Annotated in this window: 16 protein-coding genes; 6 read left to right on the forward strand and 10 right to left on the reverse strand. The window is 43.8% G+C overall.

Annotation, left to right across the window (positions count from 1 at the left end):
* Positions 1-334: 334 nt before the first annotated feature.
* Positions 335-1,861, forward strand: coding sequence for a glutamate--tRNA ligase (gene gltX, locus AC59IL_RS21785; RefSeq protein WP_496554311.1), 1,527 nt, complete (start codon positions 335-337; stop codon positions 1,859-1,861).
* 116 nt (positions 1,862-1,977) lie between these two features.
* Here gltX and AC59IL_RS21790 read toward each other — a convergent pair whose 3' ends face one another.
* Positions 1,978-2,397 (reverse strand): cobalamin B12-binding domain-containing protein, encoded by a 420-nt coding sequence (locus AC59IL_RS21790; RefSeq protein WP_496554312.1) that lies wholly within the window; start codon positions 2,395-2,397, stop codon positions 1,978-1,980.
* A gap of 159 nt (positions 2,398-2,556) precedes the next feature.
* Here AC59IL_RS21790 and AC59IL_RS21795 point away from each other — a divergent pair, with 159 nt between their 5' ends.
* From AC59IL_RS21795 to fumC, 3 genes are all read left to right on the forward strand, one after another.
* On the forward strand, positions 2,557-3,351 hold the full coding sequence (locus AC59IL_RS21795) for an enoyl-CoA hydratase/isomerase family protein (RefSeq protein WP_496554313.1): 795 nt from the start codon (positions 2,557-2,559) through the stop codon (positions 3,349-3,351).
* Positions 3,352-3,555: 204 nt separating this feature from the next.
* Entirely contained in the window at positions 3,556-4,569 is a 1,014-nt protein-coding gene (locus AC59IL_RS21800; RefSeq protein WP_496554314.1) for a LacI family DNA-binding transcriptional regulator, read from the forward strand.
* 258 nt (positions 4,570-4,827) lie between these two features.
* On the forward strand, positions 4,828-6,225 hold the full coding sequence (gene fumC, locus AC59IL_RS21805) for a class II fumarate hydratase (RefSeq protein ID WP_496554315.1): 1,398 nt from the start codon (positions 4,828-4,830) through the stop codon (positions 6,223-6,225).
* A 164-nt stretch (positions 6,226-6,389) separates the two neighbouring features.
* Here fumC and AC59IL_RS21810 read toward each other — a convergent pair whose 3' ends face one another.
* From AC59IL_RS21810 to gldF, 5 genes are all read right to left on the reverse strand, one after another.
* Positions 6,390-7,064, reverse strand: coding sequence for a lipoprotein signal peptidase (locus AC59IL_RS21810; protein WP_496554316.1), 675 nt, complete (start codon positions 7,062-7,064; stop codon positions 6,390-6,392).
* Positions 7,065-7,120: 56 nt separating this feature from the next.
* Positions 7,121-9,613, reverse strand: coding sequence for a bifunctional UDP-N-acetylmuramoyl-tripeptide:D-alanyl-D-alanine ligase/alanine racemase (locus AC59IL_RS21815; RefSeq protein WP_496554317.1), 2,493 nt, complete (start codon positions 9,611-9,613; stop codon positions 7,121-7,123).
* Between the two features lie 13 nt (positions 9,614-9,626).
* Positions 9,627-10,592 carry a TerC/Alx family metal homeostasis membrane protein gene (locus tag AC59IL_RS21820; RefSeq protein WP_496554318.1) on the reverse strand — a complete coding sequence of 322 codons (966 nt, stop codon included), beginning with the start codon at positions 10,590-10,592 and terminating at the stop codon, positions 9,627-9,629.
* Between the two features lie 175 nt (positions 10,593-10,767).
* Positions 10,768-12,489, reverse strand: coding sequence for a gliding motility-associated ABC transporter substrate-binding protein GldG (gldG, locus tag AC59IL_RS21825; protein WP_496554319.1), 1,722 nt, complete (start codon positions 12,487-12,489; stop codon positions 10,768-10,770).
* Positions 12,490-12,502: 13 nt separating this feature from the next.
* Complete coding sequence (gldF, locus tag AC59IL_RS21830) at positions 12,503-13,228, reverse strand: gliding motility-associated ABC transporter permease subunit GldF (RefSeq protein WP_496554320.1); 726 nt, start codon at positions 13,226-13,228, stop codon at positions 12,503-12,505.
* Between gldF and AC59IL_RS21835 the strand changes: the two genes are divergently transcribed.
* On the forward strand, positions 13,227-13,382 hold the full coding sequence (locus AC59IL_RS21835) for a hypothetical protein (protein ID WP_496554321.1): 156 nt from the start codon (positions 13,227-13,229) through the stop codon (positions 13,380-13,382). The genes gldF and AC59IL_RS21835 overlap by 2 nt on opposite strands.
* Before the next feature lie 605 nt (positions 13,383-13,987).
* Here AC59IL_RS21835 and AC59IL_RS21840 read toward each other — a convergent pair.
* Both AC59IL_RS21840 and AC59IL_RS21845 read right to left on the reverse strand, forming a co-directional pair.
* A complete protein-coding gene (locus AC59IL_RS21840; RefSeq protein WP_496554322.1) occupies positions 13,988-14,320 on the reverse strand; it encodes a HesB/IscA family protein in 333 nt (110 codons plus the stop codon).
* A 202-nt stretch (positions 14,321-14,522) separates the two neighbouring features.
* A complete protein-coding gene (locus tag AC59IL_RS21845; protein WP_496554323.1) occupies positions 14,523-15,692 on the reverse strand; it encodes an IscS subfamily cysteine desulfurase in 1,170 nt (389 codons plus the stop codon).
* A gap of 157 nt (positions 15,693-15,849) precedes the next feature.
* Between AC59IL_RS21845 and mce the strand changes: the two genes are divergently transcribed.
* A complete protein-coding gene (mce, locus tag AC59IL_RS21850; protein WP_496554324.1) occupies positions 15,850-16,257 on the forward strand; it encodes a methylmalonyl-CoA epimerase in 408 nt (135 codons plus the stop codon).
* A 61-nt stretch (positions 16,258-16,318) separates the two neighbouring features.
* Here the strand turns inward: mce and AC59IL_RS21855 are convergent, their stop codons facing one another.
* Both AC59IL_RS21855 and AC59IL_RS21860 read right to left on the reverse strand, forming a co-directional pair.
* Positions 16,319-16,939 carry a MarR family winged helix-turn-helix transcriptional regulator gene (locus AC59IL_RS21855; protein WP_496554325.1) on the reverse strand — a complete coding sequence of 207 codons (621 nt, stop codon included), beginning with the start codon at positions 16,937-16,939 and terminating at the stop codon, positions 16,319-16,321.
* A gap of 203 nt (positions 16,940-17,142) precedes the next feature.
* Positions 17,143-18,120, reverse strand: coding sequence for a T9SS type A sorting domain-containing protein (locus tag AC59IL_RS21860; protein WP_496554326.1), 978 nt, complete (start codon positions 18,118-18,120; stop codon positions 17,143-17,145).
* Positions 18,121-18,326 lie beyond the last annotated feature (206 nt).

Here is an 18,326-nt window from a genome sequence, read left to right on the forward strand (position 1 = left end):
TACAAGATACAGGATGAAGGCGCAAGATGCAAGCACGATGGCACAATACAGAAATGATAAATCAGAAATGAAAAATGAAGAATCAGAAAGTGAACCCTTACTGCAGTTCCCCTACTTTTTCATTTCTCATTCCTCATTTTTAATTTTTCATTGAATACGCGATCATGGTGCCAGACCCCGGACCTTGAAACCTGTAATCCGCAACCTGTGCCTTGCTTGTTCGCCGCCGCGTGTCGCTAATACTTTAACGGAGGCGGGTTTCCTGTACCTTGTGCCTTGAGCTTTTTTCCTGCGCCTTGAACCTTGTGCCTTGAACATATTATCTTTGCGCTCTATGGCAAAAAAAGTCAGAGTTCGTTTTGCGCCGAGCCCTACAGGCGGACTTCATTTAGGTGGAGTTAGAACAGTGTTATATAATTATTTATTTGCCCGCCAGAACGGCGGCGAATTTGTGTTGCGTATTGAAGATACCGACCAAACCCGTTTTGTACAGGGTGCCGAAGAATATATTTTCGAGTGTTTAAAATGGTGCGGTTTACAACCCGATGAAAGTCCGCAGGCAGGCGGACCATATGCTCCCTATCGTCAAAGCGAACGCAAAAAATTATACAGGCAATATGCCGAGTTGCTGGTGCAGGAAGGAAAAGCTTATTATGCTTTCGACCTCCCGCAGGAACTGGAAACTATGCGCGAACGGTTTAAAACAGCCGAAAACCCATCGCCACAATACGATCATAATGTGCGAATGGAAATGCGCAATTCGCTTTCGCTTACCTTCGAAGAAACACAGCGGTTACTGAGCGACGGTATCCCCCATGTGATTCGCATTTTAATGCCCGAAAATGAAACGGTAACATTTACCGATATGATCCGTGGTGAAGTGAGTTTTCATACCGGCCTGATAGATGACAAGGTATTGCTTAAAGCCGATGGCATGCCTACCTATCACCTTGCGGTGGTGGTTGATGATTATTTAATGAAAATTACGCATGCATTCAGGGGTGAAGAGTGGCTGCCAAGCGCACCTGTTCATATTTTATTATGGAAATACCTGGGCTGGGAACAGGATATGCCGCAATGGGCGCATCTTCCGTTGATATTAAAACCCGATGGAAATGGCAAGCTTAGTAAGCGTGATGGCGATCGTTTGGGCTTTCCGGTATTTGCCATGAACTGGATGGACCCAAAAGCAAATGAACTTACAAAAGGTTTTCGTGAGCTTGGCTTTTTACCCGAAGCATTTATAAACATGCTGGCCATGCTGGGATGGAATGACGGCACCGACCAGGAAATTTTCACCATCGATGAGCTGATTCAAAAATTTTCAATGGAGCGCGTACACAAAGGCGGCGCGAAATTCGATTTTGAAAAAGCCAAATGGTTCAACCACGAATGGATTAAGAAGTCTGAAGCCGAAAGGTTGAAGTCAGAAGTCAGAAATGTCCTTGCACAGCAAAATATTTCTATTGAAGATGAGAACAAACTGGTTCAGGTTATTAATTTAGTAAAAGATCGCTGCACCCTGCTTGCAGATTTTTACGAACAGGCGCGTTTCTTTTTTCAAACGCCGCAGCAATGGGATGTGGATGCCATAAAACCCAAATGGAACGAAGCAAAAAAGCTGTTCTTTTTTGATGTAATAAATTATCTGCAACAAACAACAACCTGGGAAGCGGCAGATCTTGAAAAGGGTTTTAAAGAGCTGGCTGCAGCCAAACAAATTAAACCCGGCGATGTGCTGATGCCTTTACGCATTATGCTGGTAGGTGGCAAATACGGCCCCGGCGTGTTTGAAATTGCAGCCATCATTGGTAAAGAAGAAACTATTAACAGGATCAATCTCGTACTGCAACAACTTTAGCCCAACCGGCAATAGGCAATAAGCAATTGGCAACTGTATTCTGCTTTATATTTTTGTCAATTGCTTATTGCTTTTTTATTTTTTGCTTATTGTCAATTGCCTGTTGCTTATTGATTTTAAAAATCGCGGTGTGCGCTTACCCAGTCTGCAATATAATCGGCAATTTCTTTGGTAGCCGTTCCCGGCGCAAACAGTTTACCTACTCCCATTGCATTCAGTTGCTGCATATCTTCTTCGGGTATAATACCGCCTCCTGTAAGCAATACATCTTCCATACCCTTTTCTTTCATCAAAGCCACTACTTTCGGAAAAACGGTCATATGGGCGCCCGAAAGAATACTGATACCAATAGCATCTACGTCTTCCTGCAGGGCGGCATTCACCACCATTTCGGGTGTTTGACGAAGGCCTGTATAAATAACTTCCATACCGGCATCGCGTAATGCAGTAGCAATTACTTTAGCGCCCCGGTCGTGGCCATCGAGCCCCACCTTGGCTACCAATACCCGTAGTGGCCGGTTCAATTTCTGATTCATGCAAGCAACAATTTTAAGGAGCCAAAAATACGTTTCTTAATCAAGACGCTGATGGTTTTCACGTTCATTACCCCATAATATCCTGAGCGCAGTCGAAGGACCTGTATCCTGAGCGTAGTCGAAGGCGGCACACATGAATACGTGGCAAAAATCCTATTTTTGAAAAAAGCCACTATCATGTATCAAACCCTGCTTGTTCAAACTGAAAATCACATCTGCACCATTACCATCAACCGGCCCGACAAAATGAATGCAATTAACAAAACGGTAATGGACGAATTAAGCGATGCTATAGACGAAGTATATAAAAATGCTGACATAAGATCGGCCATTATCACCGGTTCGGGCGTCAAAGCATTTGTAGCCGGGGCCGATATCAGCGAATTTCAGGGATTGAAACACGAGGAAGGAATGGACCTGGCAAGAAGAGGCCATAATATTTTCAATAAAATTGAAGATTCGCCCAAACCGGTTATTGCCGCTGTAAACGGATTTGCCCTCGGCGGTGGTTGCGAACTGGCCATGGCCTGTCATTTCAGGATCGCTTCAGAAAATGCGCGGTTCGGTCAGCCCGAAGTAAATCTGGGTTTAATACCCGGTTACGGAGGCACACAGCGCTTAACCCGGTTAATTGGCAAGGGAAGGGCCATAGAACTGCTGATCACCGGCAACATGCTCGATGCCGCTACAGCGCTGCAATACGGTTTGGTGAATTATGTGGTGCCGCAGGAAGAGCTGCTTGCCAAAGCACGTTCAATTCTCGATGTGGCAAATACCAAAGCGCCGTTGGCAGTTGGCCGTTGCATTCAATGCGCCAATGCCGCCTTCGACAACAGCAAGAACGGATTTAACGAAGAAATTAATTTGTTTGGCGAATGCTTTGGCACCGAAGACATGAAGGAAGGAGCAGCTGCGTTTCTTGAAAAACGAAAACCGAATTTCACTGGCAGGTAAGTTTGTGGTTTGTAGTTTGAAGTTTGTGGTTCTTCAGTTCACAAAACCCTTTTGCTATTGACCATTGCCTATTGCCTATTGTCCATTGACCATTGACCATTCACCATTGACTATTTCTGTGCAATCGTTTGCCTTCCGATGCTTCAATTGCATTGTTTATCTTCGGGTTCAGCAATCAATTCGCCAAACCCGGCAAACAGCATCATGGAAAAAAAACTGCCCACTATAAAAGAAATTGCCCGCCGCCTGAATATATCGGCCTCAACTGTGTCGCGCGCATTACACGATCATCCCAGCATTGGCTTACGCACCAAAATGGCTGTAAAAAAACTGGCTGCCGAACTGAATTACGAACCCAATCAAACAGCTATTTTTTTCAAACAGCGTAAAACATTTACCATCGGCCTGGTGGTACCTAACCTGCGTGAAGAATTTTTTTCAGCCGCCATCAACGGCATTGAAGAAGTAGCGCTCGACCACAATAATATCGTTCTCATTGGGCAGAGCCACGATAATCTTGAACGCGAGCAAAAGCTGGTAGAGTCGATGAAGAACCACCGTGTAGATGGCATTCTGGCCTCTATTTCGAGCAGCACCACCCATATCGATCATTTTGAACAAATGAAAAACTATGATATACCGGTAGTGTTCTTCGATCGCGTTCCCGATGTAAAAGATATTTATTCGGTAAGTTGTAATTTATACGACAGCTCGGTTGAAGCGGTGGAATGGCTGATCAAAAAAGGACATAAACGGATCGGCTACCTGCAGGGCCCTCCTACCCTGAACATGAAAAACGAGCGGCTGAACGGCTATATCGAAGCGCATAAGAAAAATAAGCTCCTCATAGATGAATCACTTATTGTAAGCACCGATTTGTCGGCCGCCGGTACGCAAAAAGCCTTCGATACATTGATGCAGCAACGAAAAAAACCTACCGCCATACTTTCTTTTAACGACTATGTAACCCTCGATGCCATTCAATATGCCCGCCAGAAAAAAATGATCATCAATAAAGACATCAGCTTTGTAAGCTATGCCAACGTACCTGTTACACAGTATGTTGATTACCCGCCACTGGCTTCGGTTGAACAATTCCCCTACGATCAGGGCGTAAGCGCCTCCGAATTATTATTCCGCCTGATCGACAAAAAAAGCGCCGGACAGGATGTTCCGTATGAGAATATTGTGCTGAAAAGCGAACTCATCGTCAGATAGTTCAACTCAGTCAAATAAGTCATATCCTCCAAATTATTCAAATGAGTCATGTTAAGGATTGCTAAATTGTTTGATGGATCGATGGTTAGCTTCGCGGTTTAAGCAGTTCATGTCTCAGGTAGTTTGCCATTCAACCATCTAACAATCAATCCATCAAACAATCAAACCATTTCAATGACAAATACAGGTCATTGGCCTGATTTGCAACATCCCCCATTTGCCTTCATTCTCCTAAATTTGCACCACAAATTTTTATATATGGAATACCGGATAGAAAAAGATACCATGGGAGAAGTGCAGGTTCCTGCCGATGCCCTGTACGGCGCACAAACACAGCGCAGTATCGACAATTTTAAAATTGCTCAGGATATCAATAAAATGCCAAAAGAGATCATCCGGGCATTTGCTTACCTGAAAAAAGCCGCCGCCATTACCAATTTCGAGGCCGGCGTGTTGCCCAAAGAAAAAAGCGACCTCATTGGTCAGATTGCCGATGAAATTCTCGAAGGCAAACTCGATGCTTATTTTCCCCTGGTAGTTTGGCAAACCGGTTCCGGTACCCAGTCGAACATGAACGTAAATGAAGTGATAGCTTATCGCGGACATGTAGTAAAAGGCGGTAAATTAACCGATAAAGAAAAATTTCTGCATCCGAACGATGATGTAAATAAATCGCAATCGAGCAACGATACCTTTCCTACCGCCATGCACATTGCGGCTTACAAAATTCTTATCGAAACTACCATTCCCGGTATCGAATTGCTGCGCAATACCCTGTCCGAAAAAAGCAAAAAATTCATGAACGTGGTAAAGATCGGCCGTACGCATTTTATGGATGCCACGCCGCTTACCGTAGGACAGGAATTCAGCGGTTATGTATCACAACTGAATCATGGATTGCGCGCCATAAAAAACACCCTGGCGCATTTAAGCGAGCTGGCGCTTGGTGGTACCGCTGTTGGTACAGGCATAAACACCCCCGACAATTATAGTGAAAATGTAGCCAAACATATTGCCGCTTTAACCGGCTTGCCTTTTGTTACTGCTGAAAATAAATTCGAAGCGCTGGCAGCCCACGACGCCATTGTTGAAGCGCATGGCGCCTTAAAAACAATTGCCGTAAGCCTGATGAAGATCGCCAACGATATTCGCATGCTTTCTTCGGGCCCCAGAAGCGGTATCGGCGAATTGTTTATTCCCGATAACGAACCGGGTTCTTCTATCATGCCGGGTAAAGTAAATCCAACCCAGTGCGAAGCGTTAACCATGATCGCCGCACAGGTAATGGGCAACGATGTAGCTATTAACATCGGTGGTGCTAATGGTCACTTTGAGCTGAATGTATTTAAACCGGTAATGATCTATAACTTTTTACACAGCGCCCGTCTTATCGGCGATGGTTGTGTAAGCTTCAACGATAAATGTGCTGTTGGCCTTGAACCCATTGCAGCCAATATTAAAAAGCACGTTGATAATTCATTGATGCTGGTTACTTCGCTCAATACAAAGATCGGATATTACAAAGCAGCCGAAATAGCTCAAAAGGCCCATAAAGAAGGCACTACCTTAAAAGAAATGGCTGTAAAGCTTGGCTATGTAACACCCGAACAATTCGACGAATGGGTTGATCCCGCTAAAATGGTAGGTAAAATATAGTTAGTTTGAAGTTTGTGGTTGTGGTTAAATCACAGGCATTCTGAAAACAAATGTGCCGCGGTTAATACCCGCGGCACATTTTTTTTCAGACACTAAGAGTAAAAAAAATGTCGAAGCTATTCACTTCGACATTCATTATTAAAAATTCACTATTCAGTTTTTATCTACGACACCTGCACTGTATCTTTTACAGGCGTGCTGGTTTCAAGAGATGTTGATTCTTCGAGCGGATTCTTTTTGAAGAACCTGCGTTGAAAGATCAGTATAGCAATCACACCTACCGAAATTGAAGCATCGGCTATGTTGAAGATGGGCGAGAAAAAGGTGAAGCGTTCGCCACCCCAGAAAGGTATCCAGGAAGGCAATGTTTTATTTTCAATGATGGGGGCATAAATCATATCAACCACTTTGCCGTGTAAAAAACCGGCATAACCACCGGCATGTGGAAACAACTGAGCCAGAGGTAATCCGTCATCACTGCGGGAGAATATCATTCCATAAAACATGCTGTCGATCAAATTTCCCAGGGCGCCGGCGAATATCATGGCAACACACAGAATAAAACCGCGGTGATATTTTTTCTGTACAATGCTTTTGATATAAAACACCCCAAATATTACAGCTATCAGTCGAAAAACGGTAAGGGCCAGTTTACCCCAATCGCCGCCAAATTTCCAGCCCCACGCCATCCCTTCATTTTCGATAAAGTAGAGGCGTAAAAAACGGCCCAGCAAATAAATCTGCTGACCATAGTTCATACTGGTTTTCACCCATATTTTTAAAGCCTGATCGGCGACGATGATCGCTAATATTACAAGTGCAACTGTTCTGATCTTCACTACGCTAAAATTTAGTTTCCAAAGATAATGTTTTGTTCTTTTCCAAGTTCTATGTTCTACTCCTCAAAATACACCCTTTTCACTCTTTGCGATATACCGGCCATCAACTCGTAGGGAATTGTTTGCGCCCAGTGGGCCACCTGTTTTACCGGCAGGTCGCTGCCAAATAAAATTACCTCATCGCCTTCCTGAACATGTGAAATTTGAGTAATATCAATCATGGTCATATCCATGCAAACAGTTCCAACTACTGGCGCCAGATGCCCGTTCACCCACATTTTTCCGGCCCCATGTCCCAGTCGGCGCGGATAACCATCGGCATAACCAATGCGCACAGTTGCAATGCGGGTATCTTTGGTTATCACACCCTTACGGCCATAGCTTACCGTTTCACCTTCTTTCAGCTGCTTAATTTGCGCAATGGTTGATTTCAGGGTCGAAACCTCGCGCAGATCGAGCCGGTTTTCCCCGCTGCTGTCGCCTCCGTATAAACCAATACCTAATCTTACCATATCGAGCTGCCATTGCGGGTGGCGCACGATGGCGGCGGTATTGCTGATATGCCTGATGAACTGATAGGGCAAAACGGCCTGTAGTTGTTCTGCCATCTGCATATACAAAGTGCCCTGTTGCTGCGTAAAGGCATCATGTTGCGGCTCTTCGCTGGCTGCGAGGTGGGTAAAAACAGTCTGCACCTTAAAACAGGGCGTTCGAAGAGCATCGATCAGCACCGGCAAATCGGCCATGGAAAATCCCAGCCGGTTCATGCCTGTTTCCAGTTCAATATGAACGGGAAACTGCTGAATGCCCTGTTTTTTAACAAAATCTTCAAACAATGCCAGTATGCCCGGCGAATACAAGTCGGGCTCAAGGTCGTACTGCAGCAGCACATCAAAGGTGCTTTCGTCGGGGTTCATGACCATAATGGGCAGGTTAATGCCGCCCTTTCTTAACTCAACTCCTTCATCGGCATAGGCTACCGCCAGGTAATCGACTTTATGAAACTGCAATATATTGGCAATTTCATAACTGCCGCTGCCATACGAAAAAGCTTTAACCATGGCCATTATTCCGGTAGAAGGCTGCAGCAATTTTTGAAACTGCTTCAGGTTGTGCGCTACCGCGGTGAGGTCAATTTCAAGTACGGTCTGATGCACTTTTTGCTCAAGCAACCGGTCGATTTGTTCCAGTTCAAATATTCGGGCGCCTTTTAATAAAATGGTTTCATCTTTAAAAGGCAAATGACTCATTTCTTTTTTAAACGCCTCAACCGACAAATAAAAAGACTGCTCGGGAATACCGGCTGCCTGAAAAATATTGCTGTGATGTGTTATGCGTTCTCCAATGCCAATCAGCCTGTTTATCTTTCGTTGCTGCAGCGACCGCGCTACTTCGGTATACAGATCTTTTTCGCTTCGTCCGCTTTGCAAAATATCTGAAAGAATAACGGTTCGTTTTTCATGCTGTTGCTGCTGGCTTAAAAAATCAAGGGCAATGTTGAAGGAGCTCAAATCGGCGCTGTAACTGTCGTTTATAACAGAGCAGTTGTTGATGCCTTTTTTCAGCTCAAGCCGCATGGCTACCGGCCCCAGTTGCAACATGTTGCGCTCAATAACAGCCTGGGGTACCTGCAAATGCAGCAGTACACACCAGCAATGAATGGCATTTTCAACCGAAGCATTATCGGTAAAGGGGATTGTAATGGAAATAGTTTCCTGCTGATAAGTGGCAATAATGGTGGTTTTAGCCCCTTCTTTTACAATGTTGCTTATCTGCAGGGTAGCATCGGTTACCGTACTCCAGCTAAAAATTTCAAAGCGTTTGTTATTGGGCAGTTGTTGCCATAAACCGGCCACACCACCGTTTATTTCATGATCGTCTTTGCAATATATCAGCGTTTGCACATGGGTGAACAAACGCATTTTTTCATTTACTTTTTGCCGCAGGTTTACAAAACCTTCGCTGTGCGCCTCGCCGATATTGGTAAAAATGCCAATAGTTGGTTGAATGATCTTTTGCAGCTGTTCCATTTCATCGGGTTGCGAAATACCCGCTTCAAATATGGCCAGCTCATGTTGTTCATTCATGGGCCAAACGCTCAATGGCACTCCAATTTGCGAGTTATAACTTTTAGGACTGCGAATGATGGAGTATTGTTCTTCGAGCAACTGGTTCAGCCATTCCTTTACAATGGTTTTGCCATTACTGCCGGTAATGCCTATGACCGGAATGGTAAACTGTTTGCGATGCCGGGCTACCAGCGCCTGCAATGCCTGCAGGGTATCGTTCACGTGCAGCAAATTCGCCCCGGGCATGTGACTGATATCTATCACATCACTTACCACAAAGTTGCGAACGCCTTTTTCGTACAGGTGATCAATAAACGTATGCCCGTCGCGGCGGGGGCCTTTTAAAGCAAAGAATAAAGAGGTTTGCGGAAAAATGAGCTTACGGCTATCGATCAGCAAATGTTCAATCAATGCATTGTCGTGCTTAACAAGCATCTTTCCTTTTACTACCGAAGCAATATTGTCAATAAAGTATTTCACCCGGTTAAATTGATCAGTGAATTTCCCGGTTCATTCCTGCATCGTTCTGTTTGTTTTCGTTGTTGCGGTTGCTGACGGTAACGGAATAAATTATTGAAGCTGCAATGCAGGTAACGATCACGAGCAATGATATATATACTGGTATTTCAATATGAAAAATCTCTGCCAGCATTTTGCATCCGATAAAAATCAACACAATGGCAATACCCTGTTGTAAATGTGCAAATTTGCTGGCTGCGCCTTTCAGTAAAAAAAACAGGGAACGTAAACCCAATACGGCAAAAATATTAGAAGTAAACACCACCAGCGGCTCGGGCGAAATGGCAAATACCGCCGGAATTGAATCAAGCGCAAAAACAATATCGGTTGTGGCCAGCATTACTACTACCACAAACAAACTTGTATAATATTTTTTTCCTGCTGTGCGTATTGTCCATTTTCCGCCGCCATCATCGGGTGTTATGGGTAAAACGCGTTTCAGCAATTTGTATACCCGGTTATTTTCGAGGTCGGCTTCTTCTTCATGATTGGCCCTGAACATTGAAATACCGGTATAAACAAGAATGGCCCCGAATATGTACAGGATCCATTCAAATCGTTGCACCAGGCCTATTCCAATTGAAATAAATCCAATACGAAACACGATGGCCATTAATATGCCTATCAGCAGCACCCGTGCATAAAATTTTTGCTTAACGCGAAAAAAACCGAAGATTAAAATGAACACAAAGATGTTGTCGATGCTCAGCGACCACTCCATCAGGTATGCACTGATGTATTTAAGAGCAATGTTGTGGCCGTTTTGCCACCACAAAAAACCGAAAAATAACATGGCCAGCGATACCCAAAAGGCTGTTTGCAAAATAGCTTTCCGAATGGTAATTTCTGAAGTTTTTTTACTCAGCAATCCCAGGTCAAATGCCAATGCCAGTACCAATAAACTTCCAAACGTAATGAACGTAATCTGCTCAGCTGTCATGTCAATGTTAATGGTCGGCAAAGATACGCTTTAGTTGTAAGTTGTAGGTCGTAAGTGATAAGTCCCTTAAACTCAGGCTCACAAATTAATTTTCAAGCTTCCCGCGCGTTAAGCGTTCGGCGTTTTGCGTTCTGCCTTACTTATTACTTATAACTTATTACTTATAACTTATTACTTACAACTTATTATTTACAACTCCCTGGTATTTCCGCTTGCGCACCTGCTGATAAACAGCCCCAAACAGCAGCACCAGCACAATGGGCGCACCGATGTTCATCAGCTGCCAGGTGCTTTTTTCTTCCTGAACTTTTTGGGTATCGAGTAACCGGAGGGTAAAATCTTTTGACCGGGTGTCGAGAATGCCCGACGAATCGGTGAGGTATTGAATACAGTTCAGAAAGAAATCTTTATTGGCGTACTGGTAGTTGGTAAACTGGTTGTAGCCCATATATAAAGGCCCCTGTTGCTGCGTTACCACATTGGCCACAATATCGGCGTCGGATACCACGATCATTTTCCCTTCTTTTTCGGTGGCTGCCCTGAACGGCTGTTTATATATGCCGGCCATCGTATCCATTTGGCCGGGCGACAGGCGATTGGTGTATAAAGAGGTAAATCTTCCTTCGAGCAATACGGCAACCGGAATATACTTCTGATTAAAAGTTTTCAGGTCATCTTCGGTTTTAATACTGTTGAGCGTTACAATGGCCGGTGTGCTTATGATGCGTGATCGTTCGGAAGTAGCCAGTAAAACAGTTTTTCGAATATTATTTTTTATGGTATCGATGGAGTTGGGAAAGATCGATAATACATTATCAAGATTTTTTGCAATGGGATGTCCTGAATAACTGCTTAACACCGGAAAATAAGGCCATTGCATTAACTGCATTTGCGGCTGATTGCCATAATTGCCTACCACCAGTGGCAGCTTATCGCACTGCAAGTCCTGCACCAGGTTATCGTTGATGCGCACGCCGTATTTAAATAACAGATCGTCGAGGTTCAGGTTTCGGTCAAAAGCCACAAAATCGCTTTGTGTACGCATCAGGCTGTCCATTTCAGCATACAGCCTATCAACCAGCCACATTACTTTACCACCATTCATGATGTACTGATCGATTTTCAGTTTTTGTTCATTAGTGAATGTTTTGGTAGGTTTTACGATCACCAGGGCATCAAAAACACGGGGAATCACGGGCACGCTGTCGATGGGTACAAAACCAAAACGGTATTCCTGCTTCAGGGTTCTGTCGATTAAATCGAATACATTATAGGTAAGCGGTTCGCCGTTGTCGATGAGGTAACCGATGGCGGGCACTGTATCGGCCGTAATTTTTTGAATGGTGCGGGCAAACTTATATTCCAGTAACGCTTCTGCATTGTTGAGCGAGGCAACGCCGCCGGTCATATCCTGGCCCTGCAGCAGGTCAACCGCCACTTCGCGGTCTTTATATTTTACAAGGGCGCCGGGATAAACCAATCTTTCTTCGTGCGATTCGCCTGCTTTGGCCTGCACTTTAACATTGGTAGGTTTCAGTCCGAGGCTATCGAGCCTCAGCTGCATTTTTTCCTTTGCGGTATCGCTCAGGCCTTCGCCGGGTTTTTCGAATTTAAACTGGATATTATTTCCTGCAAGCTCTTTAAACTCCTGCAGCATTTCCTGGGTGCTGTTGCTTAATTTTTTAAACCCTGCCGGCATATCACCGGTAAGCAAAACCGTAATGCCCACTTTATCGTGCAAGCCTTTCAGTAATTTTTTGGTGGCGGGTGATAAGGTGTATCTTTTTTCCTGGGTGAGGTCGATGCGGGTATGCAGTTTCGAGGCCAGGTAATTAATGCCCACCAGTACGATCAGTAAAAACAACCACCAGAGTTTTGAAGCCAATATTTTGTTCATGCTGAATACCGGATTATCGTTTCAACAAATTGCGATTGGTAAATATGAGAAAGAATGAGATTATACTAATAAAATAAATAATATCCCTGCTGTCGGCCACTCCCCTGCTTACACTGCGGTAATGAAAGTCGATGCCCAGCATTTCGATATAATAGTCGGCGCCCGACTGAAAAGCGGGTATGCGGCTGATAGCATTGAAACCGCTGTACAGTAAAAAACATAAAAAAGCGCCGGCAATAAAGGCCACAACGGCATTGTTGGTTACACTGCTGCAGGCAATTCCGATGGCCACAAAGGCGCCTGCCAAAAAAATAAGCCCGATATACGAACCGATGGTGCCTCCCATATCGATACCACCCGGCGCAGCGGCCAGCTGTTGTACGCTGATGGCATATATAATAGTAGGAACCAGTGCAATGAACACTACACCGAAGGAACCTAAAAATTTACCTGAAACCAGTTGCCAGCGGCTGAGGGGTTTTGTTTGTAGTATTTCGAACGTGCCGCTTTTGAATTCGTCGGCAAAGCTGCGCATGGTAATAGCAGGGATCAGCAACAGCAATATCCAGGGAGCCAGCTCAAAAAATTTATCGAGGGTCGCATAGCCGTAATCGAGGATATTGGTGTCGGGGAATACAAAAAGAAACAAGCCGTTGAGTAACAAAAAAACAATAATCGCAATATAGCCGGTCAGGCTGCTGAAAAACTGCCGGAATTCTTTTTTGCAAACAGACCACATGGGTACGAAAATAAGGGATTATAAGTATATGTTAATAAAAGATGCTAACGATAGCGCACGGTTTCAGCAATTTCACTATATTGCGTCTACACTTGAAACCATCCATGAAAAAGTGATACATCCGGTTACCGTCTATTTTCCCGTTCACATATAAAATAGCCGAAACCTACTGCATAAAAAGTCCTCCGCTAAAACGGGGGATTTTTATTTTAGGGGGTAGCTGCCCGGTTTATATCCATCTTTACACTTCAGCGGTTCATTATATTCCCCTCAATTATCAATTTACATCCCTGCACCGGCCATCTAAGATCTCATCTAAAACTATTCAAATCTTTTATCCCGGAAAAGCTTTTGACCTTCAATGCATTGCCTTTAGAAACGATATTCCTCTGATTATATTTTTTAGCCCCTTCGGTTATACTTGCTTCTCTTTTGGATTACCCATGTCTCGTACATATCCCGTATATGTCCCGTACATATTAAGTATATGTTCCGTCCCTCTTTAGGTACGGAACATATACGGCATACTTACAAATCATTTTCGGGATAATTACTGCACAATGGTTATCCTAATATTAACGAGGTGTAGCAGAAGTACCATTTAAACAATAAAAAAGCCCTGCTTTTTTGCAAAAGCAGGGCGGTATATTTTTAAAGTTGATCAGTTAATAAGTTAATCTGTTGATAAGGAGGAACCCTATTTTTAATTAACCCGTTAACTTTTAAACCTGTTAACTTATCAACTTGTAAATTTATCAACTACACAGCAAAACTCTCTCCACACGCGCAGGTGCGGCTGGCATTGGGATTATTGAAGTAGAATCCCTTCCCGTTCAACCCTTCAGAAAACTCAAGGGTGGTGTTCACGAGGTATAAAAAGCTCTTGAGGTCGGTAACTACCTTTACGCCATTATCTTCAAAAACCTGGTCGCTGGGTTTGGATTGATTGTCGAAATCCATTTTATAACTGAGGCCCGAACAGCCGCCTCCAACCACCGAAACCCGCAAAAAATAGCTGGGGTCGTTGCCAATGGAAGCTTCTTCCATCAGTTTCATAACTTTTTCCTTTGCTTTATCGCTTACGTAAATCATAAATCCAATTTGAAAATTTGAAAATGTGACAATTTGAAAATGGCCGCCTCAAACAACCTGATTCCACATGCACATGTTTCCTTAATAACGTTTTTTTACTTTATTTGTTTAAAATTACCCCCTTTTTCCCATTTGCATCCCGCTTTCAGCGGGACTAATTAGTTAATTGCACATTGTATTCCTTCATTTTCAAATTTTCAAATTAGCTAATTTTCAAATTAAATTCACGTAACTTATTTACCGTTTTTGTAACCAGTTCAATGGCAAAATCAATCTCCTCTTCGGTGGTAAACCGTCCTATCGAAAACCGTAACGAGCTGTGTGCCAGGTGATCATCGAGGCCCAGCGCTTTCAGCACATAACTTGGCTCCATCGAAGCGCTGGTACAGGCGGCGCCCGAAGAAACGGCCATATCTTTATTCAGGCCCATCATTAGTCCGTCGCCGTCGATATCATTAAACGATATATTGGCTACATGGGGCAGGCGGCTGTCGCGACTTCCGTTTACATAGGTTGCATCGAGCTGCAGCAGCGCATTTTCGAGCTTGTTGCGTAAACGACTCATGCGCAGTGCATCGGCCTCCATTTGTTGCCGGCATATGTCGGCGGCTTTGCCCAATCCCGCTATAGCGGGCACATTTAAAGTACCGCTGCGCATACCTCTTTCGTGCCCGCCGCCATCCATCTGGGCAGTTAATTTTACCCTTGGATTTTTACGGCGAACATATAAAGCGCCTACTCCTTTAGGGCCGTATATTTTATGTGCACTGCAGGTAAGCAGATCGATATTATCTTTTATTACATCAACCGGAATTTTACCCACTGCCTGGGTGGCGTCGGTAAAAAACAGAACGCCATACTTTTTGGCCAATGCGCCAATTTGGTGAACCGGCTGAATAGTGCCTGTTTCATTATTGGCATACATAATGGCTATTAAAATGGTAGTGGGTTTAATGGCTGCTTCGAGCTGCTGCAGATCAATCAGCCCTTCTTTATTCACCGGCAAGTAAGTTACCTCACCACCCAGCTTTTCGATGTGTTTGCAAGTATCGAGCACTGCTTTGTGCTCGGTAACGCAGGTAATTATATGATTGCCCTTGCCTGCATACATTTCAAATACGCCTTTTATGGCCAGGTTATCGCCTTCTGTTGCGCCGGAAGTAAAAACAATTTCTTTAGGCTCGGCCCCGATGAGCCGGGCCACCTGTTCCCGGGCATAATCCACAGCCTCTTCGGCCTGCCAGCCAAACGGGTGACTGCGGCTGGCAGCATTACCAAACTGATCGCTGAAATAGGGCAACATAACTTCTACCACCCGGGGATCACAGGGAGTGGTAGCATTATAATCGAGGTATATGGGCAGCTTGAGCATTTAATACCGTTGTATATATGTTGATAAACACAAAATTACTCAAATGGTTCTATATTAGTTGCCCGGTACCGGTTACCGGTTACCGGTTACCAGATGCCAGGTGCCGGAAACCGGTAACTGGTAACCAAAATTTAAATCACATTATTGAATATACTCTATGTTGAAAGTCGAACATATTGGAATAGCAGTGCGCCAATTATCGGTATCGGTTCCTTTGTTTGAAAAACTATTAAATAGCGGTTGCTATAAAACCGAACAGGTAGAAAGCGAACAGGTGGCTACCGCTTTTTTCAAAACCGGAGATACCAAAATAGAATTACTCGAAAGCAGCAGCGCCGAAGGCGTTATTGCCCGTTTTATCGAAAAAAAGGGCGAAGGATTGCATCATATTGCTTTTGAAGTAGAAGATATAGAAGCCGAAATGAAACGACTAAAGCAGGAAGGATTTGTATTGCTGAACGAAACACCCAAGCCGGGCGCCGATAATAAACTGGTTTGTTTTCTGCATCCGAAAAATACCAATGGGGTGCTGATTGAACTTTGCATGGAAAGGAGGAGCCAATAGGCAATTGGCAACAGGCAATAAGCAATTAATACCCGGTTAGGATTTGCCTATTGCTTATTGACTATTGCTTATTGACTATTGACTTCATCAAATGCTCGGAGCATTCAACGCGCAATTCGTCTACTACCAGCGGCTTTTGCATCAGGTTACAATAATGGCTTTGCTGCTGGTCGCCACCATAATAAAAGCAATTGTAGCACATGCGCTGGGTACTAATAATGCCGTTTTGATTCAGTTTGTAAATAAGGTCGAGCACCAGTAATAAAAATGTTTCTTTTTGCTGCGGGAGAAGGGTGGCAATGGCGCCATCGAGCGGCAGGGTAAAATTCTCTACCAAACCGGTTAACTTCATTCCTTTATCGGAAAGCGAAAAATTAAAGCTTCGGGAATCGGCCGTATCATCGGTTCTTACAATCAATTCTTTTTGTTCAAGCACTTTTATTGAATCGCTGATGGTGGCTTTGGTAAGATTAAATTCACGGGCCATGGCAGCTATGCGGCGTTGCTTATCGGCACTGTGATATCTGATAAAAATAAGCAGTTGCAGTTGAATGGGACTTAACTTGTGTTCCTTTGCTTCGGACCATAATAATACTCTGAATACCTCAGAAATTTTTTCCAAAGCGGCTACAATCTTATAGTCAATATTATTTATATGTCGTTCCGGGTTAAAAGCCGACATGGCAGAGCAATTGTATCTTAAAATACGGACTTAACATTGTGAATATAATATAAGAAAAGGTAATAAACCAGCCCCCTTCTTATGCTCAGTTCGAAATCCCTGTAACTGCGCCGATTACGTCAAAAAATAGATGCTTAAAAAAAAGTTCCGCTGTGGAAACAGCGGAACTATTACTGTTTACCTAATATGAGGACCATTTAAACCTACAACATAATTTTCTTAACCTCGCTCCAGCCATTGCCATCACTAACCTTTACCACGTAGATGCCGGAGCCGGCGCTCACGTTTAATGTGAGCCGGTAAGATGCCTGTTTGTAATCTTTGCGCACAATAACCTGTCCGTTCATGTTTACTATCTGAATAGTAACATTATCTTTTATATCGCTGTTAAAATCAACATTTATGGTTTGTTTTGAAGGAGAATAAATGTTGGTAATCTGTTGTGTTATATTGCTGCGTAAGGTGCGAATGGCAGAGTAAAACGCATTACCGGTCATATCAACCTGGCGTATGCGATAATATACTATGGCATCCGAAACATTTTTATCGGTGTAAGCATATTTACTAACCGATGTGGTAGTGCCTGAACCAATAATTACAGCCACCTGCTTCCAGTTACGGGCATCGGTGCTTTTTTCAACCTGGTAATATCTGTTGTTCAGTTCTTCGGTGGTTGACCAGTTGAGCTGAACATCAGATCCCTGGCGGGCTATATAAAATGATTGAAAAACAACGGGGAGTATAGCGGGTGACCCTGTCATAAAGCCACTGGGGTAAACACCGGTTGAACTATCGGCATAACTTAAACCTGTAATAGGTCCGCCGGCGCCTTTAAATTTGAATACGCCTCCGATAGTTAACTGATCGTTGTTGTTTGAACCTGTTAACACTCCGGTGGCCAGAATAATTACACGGCTGGCATCATCTAACCGTAATTTACCGCCACCGCCTAAATCGAGCGTACCAGCTATTATGATAACAACATTATTGTATGGATTATTTCCAGACACTGTTACAGTAATACCAGCCGGAATTACAATGGTATCGTTATCCTGGGGAGTGCGTCCTAAGTTCCAGGTTCCGGCGGTAGTCCAGGCTCCGCTTATTTTAGCGGTATCAGCAGTGGCAAAAGAGGTGATGCCAATCAGTAGTGCGATCAGGGTGATGTAAAATTGTTTCATACGGGTAAACAGTTTTGAGCTTTTAGGTATTTATGGTTCCGACCTATAATTTTCAATCCACGTACCTGAATTTTTTGGCATACCCGAATCAGGTCACGAAATAGCGAGTTAGACAACTAACGGTACCAGACTACAGACTTGATAATCAATTAATATTTTATTTTATACACATTCTCAAAAAAATATTTTTTCCGGCCAGGGAATAG

The organism is Niastella sp. sgz303648 (genome assembly GCF_059587045.1).

Coding starts and splice junctions, on each gene's coding strand:
- AC59IL_RS21835 (WP_496554321.1), top strand. CDS start 13,227: ATGGGTACGAAAATAAGGGATTATAAGTATATGTTAATAAAAGATGCT.
- AC59IL_RS21855 (WP_496554325.1), bottom strand. CDS start 16,939: ATGTCGGCTTTTAACCCGGAACGACATATAAATAATATTGACTATAAG.
- mce (WP_496554324.1), top strand. CDS start 15,850: ATGTTGAAAGTCGAACATATTGGAATAGCAGTGCGCCAATTATCGGTA.
- AC59IL_RS21790 (WP_496554312.1), bottom strand. CDS start 2,397: ATGAATCAGAAATTGAACCGGCCACTACGGGTATTGGTAGCCAAGGTG.
- AC59IL_RS21820 (WP_496554318.1), bottom strand. CDS start 10,592: ATGACAGCTGAGCAGATTACGTTCATTACGTTTGGAAGTTTATTGGTA.
- AC59IL_RS21800 (WP_496554314.1), top strand. CDS start 3,556: ATGGAAAAAAAACTGCCCACTATAAAAGAAATTGCCCGCCGCCTGAAT.
- AC59IL_RS21845 (WP_496554323.1), bottom strand. CDS start 15,692: ATGCTCAAGCTGCCCATATACCTCGATTATAATGCTACCACTCCCTGT.
- AC59IL_RS21840 (WP_496554322.1), bottom strand. CDS start 14,320: ATGATTTACGTAAGCGATAAAGCAAAGGAAAAAGTTATGAAACTGATG.
- gldF (WP_496554320.1), bottom strand. CDS start 13,228: ATGTGGTCTGTTTGCAAAAAAGAATTCCGGCAGTTTTTCAGCAGCCTG.
- gltX (WP_496554311.1), top strand. CDS start 335: ATGGCAAAAAAAGTCAGAGTTCGTTTTGCGCCGAGCCCTACAGGCGGA.
- gldG (WP_496554319.1), bottom strand. CDS start 12,489: ATGAACAAAATATTGGCTTCAAAACTCTGGTGGTTGTTTTTACTGATC.
- fumC (WP_496554315.1), top strand. CDS start 4,828: ATGGAATACCGGATAGAAAAAGATACCATGGGAGAAGTGCAGGTTCCT.
- AC59IL_RS21860 (WP_496554326.1), bottom strand. CDS start 18,120: ATGAAACAATTTTACATCACCCTGATCGCACTACTGATTGGCATCACC.